The sequence below is a fragment of the Pseudoalteromonas sp. OOF1S-7 genome (genome assembly GCF_022347765.1).
Classification (GTDB): domain Bacteria; phylum Pseudomonadota; class Gammaproteobacteria; order Enterobacterales; family Alteromonadaceae; genus Pseudoalteromonas.
The window spans coordinates 194,034-207,086 of sequence record NZ_JAKRFZ010000002.1; the positions used below are offsets into that span (position 1 = coordinate 194,034).

A 13,053-nucleotide genomic window follows, 5' to 3' on the forward strand; every position below is an offset into this window, starting at 1 on the left:
AAGCGCCAGTAGAAAACATTTTTCACTTTTATACAAGCCTCATGATGTGACTGCCCTAACCATCTGTATACCGCTTTTCAACTCGCCATGGCGGATTCAGACGGTTGTCACCCGCCCAGTAGAGCTTGATTTTATTCCCAGATGGATCGGCCACTATGGCTTCACGCCACAGATAAGGCTCGTCGGTAGGGGCTTGCAACAAAGTAATGCCACGAGACTCTATCATTGCAATCCACTGCTCGAGCGCTTCATGTTCAAAATAAATGGTGGTGTTTTGCAGGATCTCGTCCTCACACACTGACAGCGAGAAGGTTGCGTTGCCATGCGGGCACACAAAGCGTGCATAGTGGGGCGTGTCGACAATTTGCGTAAAACCTAGCTTAAGATAAAATTCAACCGCTTCGTCCATATCATTCACGCTCAAAGTAACCTGATTTAAGTTCATATTCTCTCCTTTGTGGTTGTCGCAACACTATGTTGCGCTGAAAGAAAGGCAAAGATAAAACCTCAAGATAACTTTAGGTCAATATGTTTTTTAGAAATTATATTTTATGAAGATATTCCCCGCGTGGAACTTTGCAGCCAGTGAGTCTTACGCCATCCCGGCCTCCGAGCCCCTTGTCATCCCGACCTCCGAGCCCCTTGTCATCCCGACCTCCGAGCCCCTTGTCATCCCGGCCTCCGAGCCGGGAACCATCCAGAAGACAACATAAATACCGCAGATAAAAAACGGGTTTTCAGGTTATGAGATAAAGTTGCCTCACCGTGTCGCCGGTAAGCAGATCCCGTGTCGAGCACAGGATGACCGAGTAATGAGCTCAGTAGGCTGATTGTTGGTACGTATGTGCAACATCTGAAAATCAAAGCTGACACAAATCACTTTTATCTGTGTCTCAATTTGTTTGTATCGCCATATAGAAAAACAACCAATTGAACTCCCCTAGCCAACTCCAGAGTTCACTCATTGATTAAATTGAATAGTACATATCCCGCCAATCAAGGTTCACTTTTTCAATGAGTTCAATTTTCCAACTTCGTCGCCAACGCTTGAGCTGCTTCTCTCTCTTGATTGCACTTTGAATGCTTTGGCTAATTTCGAAGTATACAAGGTTAAAGACCTCATACTTGGCCGTAAAACATGTTGAATCGACTTTAGTCTTGTGCTGCCAGACCCTTTTCTTCAGATGCGTAGTAACACCTACGTATAAAGTCCCATAGGGAGCCGAAGCCATGATGTAAACATATGCTTGCATTAGAAAATCCTTTTCCTCTTCTCAAAATAGGATCTTAGTCCAGATTAAACATGCAGGCTTATTAAATATACTTAAGACACGCTATAGTTGCCCACTGTATTGCCGGTAAGCAGATCCCGTGTCGAGCACGGGATGACCCAAGTGGGGCCTGGCAAGTCAGTGTCTAAAACACGCTGCCCACAAAATTTGTTGTATACAGTGCTACTGAACTCCTTTTACCTGACTCTACTCCATGCGCCATTCAAGGTTCCTAATCGCAGTCATCCCGGCCTCCGAGCCCCTTGTCATCCCGGCCTCCGAGCCGGGAACCATTCAGAAGACAACTTAATTACCGCAGATAAAAAACGGGTTTTCAGGCTATGTGATAAAATTGCCTCACCGTGTTGCCGGTAAGCAGATCCCGTGTCGAGCACGGGATGACCCAAGTGGGGCCTGGCAAGTCAGTGTCTAAAACACGCTGCCCACAAAATTTGTTGTATACAGTGCTACTGAATTCCTTTTACCTGACTCTACTCCATGCGCCATTCAAGGTTCCTAATCGCAGTCATCCCGGCCTCCGAGCCCCTTGTCATCCCGGCCTCCGAGCCCCTTGTCATCCCGGCCTCCGAGCCCCTTGTCATCCCGGCCTCCGAGCCGGGAACCATTCAGAAGACAACTTAATTACCGCAGATAAAAAACGGGTTTTCAGGCTCTGTGATAAAATTGCCTCACCGTGTTGCCGGTAAGCAGATCCCGTGTCGAGCACGGGATGACCCAAGTGGGGCCTGGCAAGTCAGTGTCTAAAACACGCTGCCCACAAAATTTGTTGTATACAGTGCTACTGAATTCCTTTTACCTGACTCTGCTCCATGCGCCATTCAAGGTTTCTAATCGCAGTCATCCCGGCCTCCGAGCCCCTTGTCATCCCGGCCTCCGAGCCCCTTGTCATCCCGGCCTCCGAGCCGGGAACCATTCAGAAGACAACTTAATTACCGCAGATAAAAAACGGGTTTTCAGGCTATGTGATAAAATTGCCTCACCGTGTTGCCGGTAAGCAGATCCAGTGTCGAGCACGGGATGACCCAAGTGGGGCCTGGCAAGTCAGTGTCTAAAACACGCTGCCCATCAAAATTCGTTGTCTATAGTGCTAATGACCCTGTTGTGCCTGACTCAGCTCAATGCACCATCTTGAGTTCCTAACCACTGTCATCCCGGCCTCCGAGCCCCTTGTCATCCCGGCCTCCGAGCCCCTTGTCATCCCGGCCTCCGAGCCGGGAACCATTCAGAAGACAACTTAATTACCGCAGATAAAAATCGGGTTTTCAGGCTCTGTGATAAAATTGCCTCACCGTGTCGCCGGTAAACAGATCCCGTGTCGAGCACGGGATGACGGAAGTGGGGCCTGGCAAGTCAGTGTCTGGAACGCACAGCTCACCAAAAACGATAGAGGACAAAGCACTCCCGAAACCACAGATTCGGGGGCGCTCAAGCGGACTAGGCTTTGGCCGCTGATTGACTCAGATGGTGTTGTGCTGCGAGGCCTCTGTCTTCGAGGATCACATACAGGCATGGCAGGATAAACAGCACCAACAAAGACGACGCCGCAATGCCAAACAACAGGCTTACTACCAGGGGCTGTAAGATCTGTGCCTGCAAGCTGGTTTCCATAAGCAGTGGTAACATACCAGCTACGGTGGTCGCTGTAGTGATAAACACTGCCCTGAATCGCTCCCGTGCAGCCTGCACCGCAGCCTGATGTGCATCCAGCCCTTGTTTTTGGTGCTCTTTAATATAAGTCACCAGCAAAATGGAGTCATTCACAACGATCCCGGCAAGTGAAACAAACCCCATCATACTGGGAATGGTAAAATCATAACCCAGCAAGACATGGCCCCACAGCGCACCGATCAGCGCCAGCGGGATGGCCAGCATGACCATCACAGGCTCCATATAGCTTCTGAACTGAAAGCTCAGAATAATAAAGACCCCCACCAGCCCCATCAGAAACTTCTTGCCAATCGACGAACCGGTACTGCCACCTTCTTTTACTTCCCCTTCATAGCTTACAGCCAGCGACGGATATTTAGCCAGTAAAGGCGCCACCACGGTTTTTTCAACCGCAGCGATGATCTCACCGGTATTGGCAATAGCCGCGTCAACGTCACCAATTATGGTCACCGAGCGCTGACCATCAACCCGGTTAATCCGCGCATAGCCCCGCGCGGGGATCAGCTCTGCCACTGCAGACAGGGGGATCTGCCTGCCGTCGGCCAGGGTGATCGGGTAATTCTGTAACTGCCACCAGGACGACTTATCTGCTTTTCTCAGCCTGACGTCCAGCTCAATGGTTTCATCACCACGCTGAAACTCATCGGCCTTTTGACCAAAGAAAGCAGTTCTCAGCTGATTGGCGATAGTTGCGCCATCGACGCCCAGCGACATTGCCCCGGGCAGAAGGCGCACCAGCCATTCTTCTTTACCCGGACGCAGGTCGTCCATCAGGTTTTGCACCCCATCGTATTCGGCCAGCGCCTGCTGAATTTCGAATGATGCACTCGACAACATGGCCAGATCGTCGCCATACAAGCGGATCTCAATTGCGCGCCCAGCAGGCCCCACTGCCGGCTGCTTAAACGCCAATGCCAGGGCTCCGGGGATTTCACCAACCGCTTCGCGCCAGCGGTCCTGTAACAACAGCAAACTGGTATTGCGTGTTTCAGCCGTCAGCAAATCGGCACGCACCGTCGCCACATGGGTGCCGTCCTCACCGGCATCCTGATTGCTGTTGTATTCCACAATCACGTTTTGCACCAGCGCCTGTTGACCCGGTTGTTCCGGCGTAAACGCTTCATCCAATTTGTTCAGCTCATTCACGGCACGCTCAACCAGCTGTTCGGTTTCATACAAAGGCGTGCCCTGTGGCATCAGCAGGCGCATTTCAAGAATATCGCCTTCCAGCTCAGGAAAGGCTTTAAACTTCAAAAAGCCCCCTGCCATCAAAGAAATACTCAGGAAGAACAGCGCAAGCACTCCACCCACTGCCGCATAGCGATAGGTCACTACACGTTCCACCCAGTCGACTAACACCTCAGTGCGAAAACGTTCAAAGCGCTGGTTAAACCGTGCCTTAAAGCCAGATGCCGGCGCATCCTGTTTTTTATGCAGTGAATGCAGCAAATGATTAGGCAGAATAAGGAAGGCCTCAACCAGGCTCACAACCAGCACGGCCAGTAACATTTGCGGAAATACTTTCATGATCTGGCCGATATCGCCCGCAATAAATGCCAGCCCGACAAACACAGAAGCGGTGGTTAAGAACGACGACAATACGCCGGGCGCAACCTGCTTAACGCCTTTGATCACCCCCTCTTCCACGCCTTCGCCACGCTCAACATGACTGGCAATGCTTTCGGCAATCACAATGGCATCGTCCATCAAGATGCCGATGGCCATTAACATGCCCACCATAGAGATCATGTTGATGCTCACACCCAGTACCGTCATCAGCCAGAATGCGCCAAGAAACGATATCGGCAGACCCATAGATACCCAGAACGAATAACGCCAGGTAAAAAACAGCCACATCACAGCAAATACCAGTAAAAAGCCCTGCCAGGAATTCGTCGTGAGCATAGCCAACCGGTCGGAGACAATTTTGGCCTGATCGGAAGTCAGTGCCATCTCTATCCCAGCGGGGATCTGCTGGCGTTCCAGTTCAACAAATTCATATACCTGCTCAACCAGGTCCAGTGCATCTTGCGCTTTGGTTTTCTTGATTTTCAGCAAAGCACCCGGTTTGCCATTAAACTCAACTTTTGCCTCGTCCAGTTCAAACCGTTCGGTCACCTGACCTAAGTCTTTAAGCTTAAGTTGCCCGCCCGACTGAGTGCTGGCTATTACCAGCTCACCCAGCTCTTCGGCCGTTACGCCCTGCTGATCAAAACGAATTTGCAGTGTTTTACCCTGGGTTTCTAAATTACCGGCGGGCAGCTTGATATTTTGTCGCTCAATGTGACTGACCACATCGTTAATCGACAAACCGTACTGGCGCAGCAAAGCCAGAGACAATTCAACTCTCAGCTGGCGGTCAGAAAAGCCATGGATCTCTACCAAAGAGATATCCGGCAGCCGCTGTAATTTGCGCTTAACCGACTCGGCATAGTCTTTTAGCTCAGCCGCAGGTAAATCGGCACTTATAGCCAGCGTGATCAACGACTCAGTGCGGCCAAGCTCTTTAATGACCGGGCTTTCGGCTTTATCGGGAAAGGTGTCGATGGCGTCGACTTCGGTTTTTACATCCGACATCAGCCGGGTTATATCGCCACCTTCTTGTATCTCAACAATCATTTTGGCCATGCTTTCGCGCGCTTCGCAGGTGATCTGCTCAATATCACTGAGTCCGTCCATGGCTTCTTCAAGCGGCACACATAATGCAAGCTCAGATTCTTCCGGGTTGGCACCTGGGTATGGCACGCTCACCTGAATTTGGCTTGGTGCGATCTCAGGAAAAGTTTCTCGCTTAAGCTGAGGGAGTGCACTCAGCCCAAGCACAATAATGGCCAGCATCAGCAGGTTGGCCGCTGTCGGATGACGAGCAAAATAGGCAATCATAACACCGGCTCCCCGGCAGCAGTCGTGCGCAGCGCTCGGCCTGGTACAGCCGGGATCACATCACTGAGCACCACCACATCACCTTCGCTGACGCCCTGTCTGATCACGGTGCGACCATTGGATTCAAATGCCACTTCTACAGTACGAACAGCCAGCTTGCCGTCTTCCAGCAGGTAAAGCCTGTCGCCATGCAGCGCTTGCGATGGCACCGACAATAAAGGCCGGGGCGCACCTTTTACCTTTGCTTCAACATACATGTCGCTGATCAGTGGTGGCCGCTTACCCGGCTCAAATGCTTTGTAGTCAAAGGCCACATCCACAATCAGAGTGACGGTATTGCCTTCGGGGTCGATACTTTCACCCACACTGCTCAGTTTGCCCTGCCAGCTAAACTGCTTGTTACCAATGTACAAACTGATCTGGGCATCCAGATCCCAGGTTTGTACATCCGGGAATTCGCCTTCGATAAGTTGCGGCGACAAGTACTGACCAAAGTGGCGCATGTCACTCAATGCCACCTGAACGGGGATCTCCATCAGATCGGTACGGTGCGCCGTCACCAGGCTTTCACGCTCGGCCACCACTTGCTGCATTTCAACGCTTACGTCGGCAATGCGAGCGTCAAACGGCAAGGTCAAAGTGGTTTTTGCCAGTTTACGTTCGGCCTCACTGAGACGGGCCTGGGCCAGTTTTACTTTGGCCTCGGCCACTGCCATGTTGTCGGGATGCTGGTTTACGGCATTACGCACATCCAGTACTTTTTGCTCCTGTGCCCAGACATTGGCCTGCTCGGCATCTACCGTAGAAACCGACACAGAGCCCGACTTAAGCAGCCCCTGTTTTCGTTTTAACTCTTTTTGCAACACGCTCAGGCGCTGCTCTTCGAGGCGCAAAGACAAAGACAGCTTTTCGTCGTTCAGCCTGGTGCGCGACAATTCGGCCTCAGCCGAGTTAAGATCAGAGCGTGCCTGAGCCAGTTTAAGCTCGTAATCGATCGGGTCGATTTTCAGTAGCACAGTGCCCGCTTTCAGTGCTTTGCCTTTTTCCAGTTTGGGATGCCGATAAATTACCCGGCCGCTAACCTCAGACAGCGCCTGCCAGCGCTCCTTGGGGCGCACCCGACCAAACCCAGTCACATAGGGCGCTATCCGAGTGGTTTTGACTTGTGCTGTGTCGACCAGCAAAGCCTCTGCACCATTATTGTGTTTTTGTGGCGGCTTTTTGCCCGACGCCAGGGCGATTAAAATCACGATCCCCAGCACAGGTAATACCAACAGCCAGCGTCTTTGTTGCCAGTTAATCTTCATGCGATTCTCGCTCTTTAAAGCAGCCATATTTGAACATATTGGCGTTATGAGTTGCCATCTTTGTCAGCTGCTCATCGTTAAACTCTATACCCATTGCTTTGGCCATGCCTTCGCGCATGTACCAGGGGAAAATCAACAAACCCATCAGGTTTAAAATCAGCAACCTGTCATCCAATTCTTCTTTGATAAGCCCCTGCTGTTTAAACTGCGCAAGCATGCCAAAGAAAAAGGGTTTGCGAGTGTTTTGCAGCTTGTCTATCAGATAGTCCCGGCAAATCCCCTGCTCCAGCACAATTTCTTTAAACATCAAAATGGGAAATGCCGGGGATTGTTTGATTACGTCATAGAAAATATGAAAAATATCTTCCAAGTCAAACGGCTGATCCTGTCCTATCGCTTGCTCAATACCTGCGATCACTTCACCGGTGACCTCCATAAACATAGCCTTGTAAAGGCCTTCTTTGTTTTCAAAGTAATAGCGGATCAGCGCAGCATCGACTCCTGCTTCTTGTGCCAGCATACGCGTAGTCACATGAGAATAGGGTGCCGTTGTAAAACAGCGCCTGGCAGCCAGCACTAGCCGTGCTCTGCCATCTTCATCGTTTTTATCGGGACGACCTCGGGTTTTCATAATGCTCCTGTTTACATCTGCGCTGACGCTATGACTTATGCACCAGGCCAAGCGCAGGCGGTTAATTCAACACCTGATGAATAAACTAATTTTAGGGCACAGATAATTTTTGACCACAGAAACAATTCTCCAAAACGCAGGAGTTTGATGAATTGCGTGGCTCAGGGTATCCGGATAAGGATGTCCTGTTGCATTGTTGGTGATCAGCTCTTGTGTTGATGAGTACAGGGTGACGGTGGAGGACCTGAACAAACTGAATTTAAAGCATCGTTTCCTTAACGCAGTAACTATGACATGCCTCACCAAAGCCCTCCGCTTCCCGCCAAACCGGCCAGTCAGCCGCTTATCAACCTTGCAGAGCCAAACTAAGAGACGGTCGTCCATTCAGAATACCTGTTCAAAAAAGAAACATTTTGATAACTTAATCCAAGCTTATCCTGGCCAATTTGGGTTGGGTAGTAAGTTTCCCGTTAAAAAAGTTACAAATGATGAACACATTAATATTCAGTTACGCTATTATTTAACACCATAACAACAGTTGCACTTACTCGCCTCAATCACGATGAGGTCACTGTAGTTGCAACTTGATCAGCTAACCTATTGAATAGCAATACTTGAAGGAGCCAAGGCATGTTTGAACAGTTTAAGTCATGGGCAACGTCAGCACATAAGTCAGGCACAGACATGTTTACATCAAACTTAGTGCCGTTGAGCGATGTACAAATTAAAACTGTATTTAATCAAGGGGTTCATGATATTGCTAAGTACTCGCGCAATGGCCGTTCGGTGTACATAAAACATGTGTATCTCAATCGACTTAACGAGACGGTAAAGCCAAACATCAGTGCCAACGACATTGACTTCTTTCGTTCATTAGACCAAATTTTTCAATATTGCTATGTGCTGGTTTATGTTAAATGCAACCGTTCAAATAGATATGATACCGCTTTTTTTCTTGATGATTACGAAGCGATAAAGGGGATCAGTAAAAGCGAAGCCATGCAGCGCCAGACCGATCTCACCTCTATTGCCAGAATAATACGAAGCGAGTTACTCTGACACCCGGCCATCTGCGTCAGGATTACGATCTGGCGCAGATTTGCCGGAAAAGAAGCTTGCAGTACAATAACATGACCTGACACTCAGAGACTCCTCCGACAACATACAAGTTGTTGCCCACGGATTGCCAGGCGGCGCCCTGCGATAAGGGTTGGTAATTGGAAAACACACGAAGCGGCAGCTCAAAACCGACTCAAACAACCAAGCGCTTCAGATAGCTGCCCTAAAACCTGTGTCCGGTGAGTTTTTGTCGCGTAACTTGGGCATAGCTATTGGCAAACTGCTCTTCCCGGGTTTCAAAAATTGACTGGACCGGGCCAAACCCAAGCAGATCACAGGGGTTTTCCTGTTCCAGACGCATATAATGTTTAAGTTGTGAACGGCCACGCTGCGAACTCATTAGATAGTACATAAATACCCAACTACTTCTGTACATCAGGCTTTGGGCCTTACCCCTCCAGGATCCTGCCGCTTCAAACAAACCATGTGGATGCACCAGGCTGCCCACCAGATAACTATTTCGCACCCAGGCACCATTAGGCTTGAGCTGGCTCAGATTCATGGAGGTTTCGATATACTCAAAATACTCCGCGGTTCCTTCATTAAACCAGCGCGGCGTGTTTCCAATCACCGCCTGATTGATGGCATGCACCGCTTCATGAATGGCTGTGCGCATTGCTTGGGCCTCATTTCGATACTCGACCATCGCGATATTATGAGCAGCTTTGTAAATTCCTTGATTTCCTGCTGCACTGGAACCCAAAACGTCGAGCATTTTGCTGTAAGCGCGACGGTTATTGGCAATCACTATTCGCAACTTAACCTTACGCATTGCTTCCAGGCCAATTATCCCAGCGTATGTGCGAAACACGGCATTCAGCCTGGCTTCGAGACGATTTCGAAAATCATGGCTCAGGGCACCTGAGTCTAATTCCAGCTCAAAATAGTCCAGCGCCTGATTAGACTTAAACTGGTATTCGGTCGCTCCTTGTTGCGGAGGTCTGTCTCCAAAGTGCGTAATACCTTTATCATCTTGCCAGGTATAAATGCCTGCAGCACTTTGTATTTTGACCTTGCCCAACGCTGCGCTGTTACAACGATATTGCGTTGGAGCACCACATGCCGTGTGTTCAGTGTGATTGGCATCCAGCTCACCGGCCCGATGCCCAGCTCCGGAATCTGTACTTATGGGCTGCCCGGGGTTGACGCCGGCCTGTTCAGTGATCCCAGGTTCTGTGAATGAATCGCTCCCCAACCACACTGCAATCGCTTGCCGATTCAGGTATAAAGCCAATAATATAAGCGCAGTCAGTAACAAGTTTGATTTCCAGTCTCTCATTATCCGCCTCCTTGGCGACTGAAGTGTTTTTGTCGAAGACCGGCATCATATCAGCAAAACACGCAATATCAGTATCACTCATTTTGTTGCTGCGTTATGCCAGTATTCTCTAATTTGCTGGTAACGACCCGTCTGGATCAGTTCTTTCAGGCTAGTGTTAAACGCATCTCTGAGCTGTGCATCATTAAACGCGACATAAAACCACAGCGGATTATTTTCAAAAGGTAATAGTACTTTGCCCCATCGATTATTGATGTACACAGAGGACGACTGATTGAGTTCAGACAGGTGCCAACGCAGCAGTGTATCGTCAATCAGGATCACATCACACTTACCATTAAGCCACTCAATCACTTGATTTCGCTGCTTTGAAAATTCGAGATAATCTTCTTTACCAGCCACAATTTCACTAAGTTTTAGATGCTCAGATGCGTTCTGCCACGCGCAGATACTGTGTCTGGCAAGCTCTTGCATTGAATTCAGCACAAACCGGGGATCACGGCTGTGTATGGCATAATTGCTGTAAGAAATAAACGGAACAGAATAGTGCAGTCCGGGCAGAGCGCGGGACATTTCTACCGCCACATCGATATCGCCCCGCTCAAGTAAACGCTCCATCCGCTTGATGGACACAAAGAGCGTTTTGTATTGCCAATCCAGCTGCCCGGCAGCCTGCTTAAACAGCTCAACACTGATCCCGGTTTCGCTGCGCTCATCCACATAGGGTGGGCGACTCAGCCCGAATGCCACCACTAACTCTTTTGCCCATAACGCATGACTCACCAGCACCATATATGATGTGATAACCAAAGTAATCAATGGATTAAAACGTTTAACCATGCAACAGCCATGCCTTGTTAAAGCTCTACTCACATTCTAGTCTAGCATATAATTACCCGGCACTCGGTTATCCGATAGCCACGCAGTTGCCTGAAACTCTGTAAATACAGCCAAGAATAATGAGAACCTTAAGTGGTGGCTGTGTCGAAGGTCCCTGCCCCACAAGCCGGGATGACGGCATAGACTGAGACAATTGCCTAAGGCTGACGAATAAAACTGGTTTGTCAGGTCAGCCAAAATTATTCGGTAGGTGAATTTCGCCCGCCCAAAAAACCCACGCAGTCATCCCGTGCACCGACACGGGATCTGCTTACAGGCGACCCTGAGACTAAGTTAAATTTGCAGGCACTGAAAAACTAAGGTCGGTTATTGGGGTCTTCGCGCCAATCGTAGTTGCGGGCATCATACAAGCCCGCATAAGGGTCTTTGCGCACATGCCCCATGGTCAATGACCCTTCTTCAAGCATTTTGAGTATAGGGCTGCCTTTTTCAAGTGGGCCTTTTACACAAGGACACCAAAGCATTTTTTTGTCTTCAACATACTCAAAAGGTTGGTCGGCCCATCGCTTAGGCTTTGGCTTTTTGGTAAGCAATCTAACAAGCCAAGCAACCATAATGGATAAAACCCGTTACTTTTGGCGTAACCAGAACAAACTACCTTCAACACTCAGCCAGGCTTTTTTACCACCCGCCTCAAGATAGTACTCCACCTCTTCTTCGCTGCCTGGTGAGTATGAGTCCAGACACAACTTGGTTTTTTTCTGTCCGGTTGCAATCTTATGAAAATAACTGTTTCGGTCTTTAAGGGCTTTTTTCGCTTCGCGACTGTGTACTGTGTCTCCCTCCGTGGCATACAACATAAGTGCATGTGCAGCCTGAGTAAATGTAGAGTATTCGCTAAGCTGGCCAAGAAAGTCTCTGAGCTTTGTCCAGTTTTGCATCACAATAAAACAATTAAGTAGCAGATACCGGTTTCCCTGATTATCGTTGGGATTCAACCGCAGCAAATCCTCAAGCTCATCAGCGGCTATTTCTGGCTTGCCATAATACAGGTTAAGTTGTGCCCGCTTGGCGCGGAGCATCATGTATGGCCGAGTCTCGTGCATTTTCCAGAAAACCCCCATGTTCTCTGTCACAAAGTCGGGGGTGATCATATTCTCTTCAAACCGCATAACCAGGCGGTCGTAATCTGCAATCGCCTCTTCATCGTCACGGTCTAAGACTTCTTCGAGCATCTCGTTGAAAGCTTCGTGCGCCTGCTCCAGCATTTCTTCGTCAGTGATGCCATACTCGCCCAACACTTCGACCATATCATCGGCAAAACGCATTGCGTAGGCGGTATTGGCCACATAAGTTGGGATCATACGACGCTGCTTAAGCAGTACTTTACCAAAGTCCTGGCCCTCGTCGTCAAACTCTCGCCTGGCCTGCTCATAGCTGGTAAAACCCCGTAAAATCTCTTTAAGCCACTGTAGCTGCTGGCGCTGCTCAGCATTGATATGCTCTGTATTGATCCAGGTAAGCGCGCGCAACATGCCCATACAATACATAGACAGTGGCTTATCAGCGCCCAGGCTTTCTTCAGGGGCGGTTTTAGATATCGCACATTGCTTAGGCAAAGCATTTTCGTCACGCAGCATCCTGCGAAAGCAGATGGTATGAAAATCCATCACCGCTTCCAGGTGCTTGACGTGCTCAAGCTCATAGTGACCAAATAAGTGCTCAAGCCATTCGCTTGGCAAAGGGGGCTGCAACGCAACACCCAGCCCCATTAAATATCCTTCAATGTAAAGAATATCTGGCTGGAGCTCACTATTTGCCGACAAGGCTTTTACAGCTTTTTTAATCAACTGAATAGACATAGAAATTTGTTTTTGCATAAGTTTAGTGTGTTATACCGCCCAGCAGCGCGAAGGTAAAGGCATTAACCATTAAATAACAGCTGTTATACAAAAAAAACAGTTATTCGCTCATTTAGTATGCACTTAAACGGCATTAAAGATGGCTAGCCTTGTATCACCACAAAAATTGAAA

General features: G+C 49.2%; 10 protein-coding genes. 1 reads left to right on the forward strand and 9 read right to left on the reverse strand.

Annotation, left to right across the window (positions count from 1 at the left end; all coding sequences use genetic code 11):
- Positions 1 to 55: 55 nt before the first annotated feature.
- The 5 genes from MHN33_RS03775 to MHN33_RS03795 form a co-directional block, all read right to left on the reverse strand.
- On the reverse strand, positions 56 to 445 hold the full coding sequence (locus MHN33_RS03775; protein WP_239395667.1) for a VOC family protein: 390 nt from the start codon (positions 443 to 445) through the stop codon (positions 56 to 58).
- Positions 446 to 968: 523 nt separating this feature from the next.
- Complete coding sequence (locus tag MHN33_RS03780; protein ID WP_209054260.1) at positions 969 to 1,253, reverse strand: GIY-YIG nuclease family protein; 285 nt, start codon at positions 1,251 to 1,253, stop codon at positions 969 to 971.
- Positions 1,254 to 2,726: 1,473 nt separating this feature from the next.
- A complete protein-coding gene (locus MHN33_RS03785; RefSeq protein ID WP_239395669.1) occupies positions 2,727 to 5,843 on the reverse strand; it encodes an efflux RND transporter permease subunit in 3,117 nt (1,038 codons plus the stop codon).
- The gene (locus MHN33_RS03790; RefSeq protein ID WP_239395671.1) at positions 5,840 to 7,150 is read right to left on the reverse strand and encodes a hypothetical protein; all 1,311 of its coding nucleotides are present in this window, start codon (positions 7,148 to 7,150) and stop codon (positions 5,840 to 5,842) included. Before MHN33_RS03790 ends, MHN33_RS03785 begins: the two co-directional genes overlap by 4 nt.
- Positions 7,140 to 7,781, reverse strand: coding sequence for a TetR/AcrR family transcriptional regulator (locus tag MHN33_RS03795; RefSeq protein WP_239395673.1), 642 nt, complete (start codon positions 7,779 to 7,781; stop codon positions 7,140 to 7,142). Before MHN33_RS03795 ends, MHN33_RS03790 begins: the two co-directional genes overlap by 11 nt.
- A 630-nt stretch (positions 7,782 to 8,411) precedes the next feature.
- On the opposite strand from MHN33_RS03795, the gene MHN33_RS03800 reads away from it, so the two are divergent.
- Positions 8,412 to 8,840, forward strand: a complete 429-nt coding sequence (locus MHN33_RS03800) for a hypothetical protein (protein WP_239395675.1) — start codon at positions 8,412 to 8,414, stop codon at positions 8,838 to 8,840.
- Positions 8,841 to 9,063: 223 nt separating this feature from the next.
- Here MHN33_RS03800 and MHN33_RS03805 read toward each other — a convergent pair whose 3' ends face one another.
- The 4 genes from MHN33_RS03805 to MHN33_RS03820 form a co-directional block, all read right to left on the reverse strand.
- The gene (locus MHN33_RS03805) at positions 9,064 to 10,179 is read right to left on the reverse strand and encodes a DUF4124 domain-containing protein (RefSeq protein ID WP_239395677.1); all 1,116 of its coding nucleotides are present in this window, start codon (positions 10,177 to 10,179) and stop codon (positions 9,064 to 9,066) included.
- A gap of 78 nt (positions 10,180 to 10,257) precedes the next feature.
- The gene (locus MHN33_RS03810) at positions 10,258 to 11,019 is read right to left on the reverse strand and encodes a transporter substrate-binding domain-containing protein (protein WP_239395679.1); all 762 of its coding nucleotides are present in this window, start codon (positions 11,017 to 11,019) and stop codon (positions 10,258 to 10,260) included.
- A 356-nt stretch (positions 11,020 to 11,375) separates the two neighbouring features.
- Positions 11,376 to 11,543 carry a hypothetical protein gene (locus MHN33_RS03815; RefSeq protein WP_239395681.1) on the reverse strand — a complete coding sequence of 56 codons (168 nt, stop codon included), beginning with the start codon at positions 11,541 to 11,543 and terminating at the stop codon, positions 11,376 to 11,378.
- A gap of 105 nt (positions 11,544 to 11,648) precedes the next feature.
- Positions 11,649 to 12,881, reverse strand: a complete 1,233-nt coding sequence (locus MHN33_RS03820; RefSeq protein WP_239395683.1) for a hypothetical protein — start codon at positions 12,879 to 12,881, stop codon at positions 11,649 to 11,651.
- Between the last annotated feature and the right edge of the window lie 172 nt (positions 12,882 to 13,053).

What these genes read in the sequence shown, in the direction of transcription:
- MHN33_RS03775 (WP_239395667.1), bottom strand. Translation starts at nt 445, where the DNA reads ATGAACTTAAATCAGGTTACTTTGAGCGTGAATGATATGGACGAAGCG.
- MHN33_RS03780 (WP_209054260.1), bottom strand. Translation starts at nt 1,253, where the DNA reads ATGCAAGCATATGTTTACATCATGGCTTCGGCTCCCTATGGGACTTTA.
- MHN33_RS03785 (WP_239395669.1), bottom strand. Translation starts at nt 5,843, where the DNA reads ATGATTGCCTATTTTGCTCGTCATCCGACAGCGGCCAACCTGCTGATG.
- MHN33_RS03790 (WP_239395671.1), bottom strand. Translation starts at nt 7,150, where the DNA reads ATGAAGATTAACTGGCAACAAAGACGCTGGCTGTTGGTATTACCTGTG.
- MHN33_RS03795 (WP_239395673.1), bottom strand. Translation starts at nt 7,781, where the DNA reads ATGAAAACCCGAGGTCGTCCCGATAAAAACGATGAAGATGGCAGAGCA.
- MHN33_RS03800 (WP_239395675.1), top strand. Translation starts at nt 8,412, where the DNA reads ATGTTTGAACAGTTTAAGTCATGGGCAACGTCAGCACATAAGTCAGGC.
- MHN33_RS03805 (WP_239395677.1), bottom strand. Translation starts at nt 10,179, where the DNA reads ATGAGAGACTGGAAATCAAACTTGTTACTGACTGCGCTTATATTATTG.
- MHN33_RS03810 (WP_239395679.1), bottom strand. Translation starts at nt 11,019, where the DNA reads ATGGTTAAACGTTTTAATCCATTGATTACTTTGGTTATCACATCATAT.
- MHN33_RS03815 (WP_239395681.1), bottom strand. Translation starts at nt 11,543, where the DNA reads ATGCTTTGGTGTCCTTGTGTAAAAGGCCCACTTGAAAAAGGCAGCCCT.
- MHN33_RS03820 (WP_239395683.1), bottom strand. Translation starts at nt 12,881, where the DNA reads ATGTCTATTCAGTTGATTAAAAAAGCTGTAAAAGCCTTGTCGGCAAAT.